This window comes from Hadarchaeum sp. (SeqCode) (assembly GCF_049969415.1).
In the GTDB taxonomy this organism is placed as follows: Archaea; Hadarchaeota; Hadarchaeia; order Hadarchaeales; family Hadarchaeaceae; genus Hadarchaeum.
In genome coordinates this window covers 1-1,773 of the sequence record NZ_JBMFOX010000112.1, presented here as the reverse complement: position 1 = coordinate 1,773, position 1,773 = coordinate 1, and the positions used below count along the sequence as shown (strand labels likewise).

Genomic DNA, 1,773 nt, shown 5'->3' with positions numbered 1-1,773 from the left:
TATCGAGGCAACCATAAAATTATTGACAATGAAAATATTATATGGTAACTTATGGTAGGACCATCAGCCGGAACTGGGGAGTCCGAGCTACGGCGGGCCAAACGTACAGTATGTACCATCACTAGGAGTCCGTCCAGGTAACGCAACCCAAAAATCTATTAGCCGGCCATTAAATAAGTTCCATACTGGCTCGACTTTCCTGGTTGGGGATTAATCTCCGTGACGGGACCCATTTACATTTTGGCTTTTCCCTATACTATACTAAGCTATTGCGTTTCTTAGTGGCTTCAGGGAAAATATCCTCCTTAAATTGTAGGCTAAACAGACAAGAGCCCACTCGGCCTTTACTTTGGCAAGACCCCGGAGGTGGAACTGGGTGAACCCCATAACCCTTTTTATCTGGCCAAAGACCGGTTCAACCACAACTTTCCGTAGCCCATATTTGGCCCGGCCACGTTTGGTTCTCAGTTTACGCCGCATCCGATCGGCTACCGACATCCCCTCGGTAATAGGACCACGGGGACTTGTTAAACGTTCGTTGTGTTTCTGTCTGTCTGGCGGAATGTAAGGAGCAATTTTGGCCTCGTTTATCAGCCATGAGACGTTGGCCTCGCTAAAATACCCGGCGTCAGCCGAGATTTCAGCAGGTTTCTTCCCGGTGTTGGCTTCTACGGATTTAACCATAGGCTTAAGGTTGACCTTATCAGAAGGATTATTGGTTACATCATGAGCTACAATTAACTGATGAGCACTGTCAACGGCCGCCTGGGCATTATAGGCCTGCACCCAGGCCTTGTTCCCGTCAAGCATAATCCTGGAATCGGGATCAGTGAAGTTGTACTGCGCCGAGTCCTTGGGTTCAACCTCCTTAGCGGGAGGTTCCGAACCCTGCGATTCCCCTTGATCGGGCGAAGCACTGCCGTCGTCCTTCTTGGTGCCTTTATTTTGGGCCTCTTTTTCCTCGCGCGCCCGTCGCTCGATAGCTTCTTTAGCCTGGCGGATTTTGGCCAGACGGGTTTCCCGGCGCGCCAGTTCCGACGGCAGTTCATCGCCGCGCTTGTCTTTGCCGAACTTGTGGTTTTCCTCTTGGTCGATTTTTTCGGCCTCCGCCAAAAGCTCTTTGATCTCTTGCTCCAGTTCTTCTTCGCGCTTTTTCATTCGGCCATAACTCATGGCCTTGTGCTTGGAGGCGTTGGCCTTGACCTTAGTACCGTCCAGAGCAATGTGCCCAAGCTTTATAAGCCCTGCTTCCTCGGCGATCTTTAATACCTGTAAAAACAGCTCCTTGAAAGCACTTAGGTGCCTTTTTCGAAAGTCCGAGATCGTCCGGAAGTTAGGCATGTTCCCGGCCGACAAGTAGCGAAAAGCGATGTCCTCCTGGATCTTCCGCTCAATTTTCCGGGAGGAAAATACCCCAGTGGTGTAAGCGTAGATGAGAATCTTCAGCATCATGCGGGGATGGTAGGGAGGATAACCCCTCAACTCCTTTTCGTAGGATTTCTCGATCACTGATATGTCGAGATCATCCACCACATCGCTGATGAAATGGGCCAAGTGATTCTCAGGCAGCCAATCCCGGGGAGACGGTGGCAAAATATAAAGTTGGTCAGGATGGTAATCTCGATATGTTTTGTTCATGTTTAGATAATTTGACATGAATACGGCAAATTCCTGCTAAAAGGCGAAGGTTACTCGGACGGACTCCTAGTGTAGAGGAGTTTGCTTCTCGCCAGCAGCACCGCCAGTAGTGGCAAAATGTACGCTTTGTTTTCT

1 protein-coding gene is annotated in these 1,773 nt (G+C 49.7%); it reads right to left on the bottom strand.

The features are described from left to right. Positions 1 to 261: 261 nt before the first annotated feature. Positions 262 to 1,638, bottom strand: coding sequence for an IS1182 family transposase (locus ACP5PX_RS08175; RefSeq protein ID WP_428085455.1), 1,377 nt, complete (start codon positions 1,636 to 1,638; stop codon positions 262 to 264). Positions 1,639 to 1,773 lie beyond the last annotated feature (135 nt).

Excerpts from the sequence above, each read along its gene's own strand:
- ACP5PX_RS08175 (WP_428085455.1), bottom strand. The coding sequence starts at position 1,638 with ATGAACAAAACATATCGAGATTACCATCCTGACCAACTTTATATTTTG.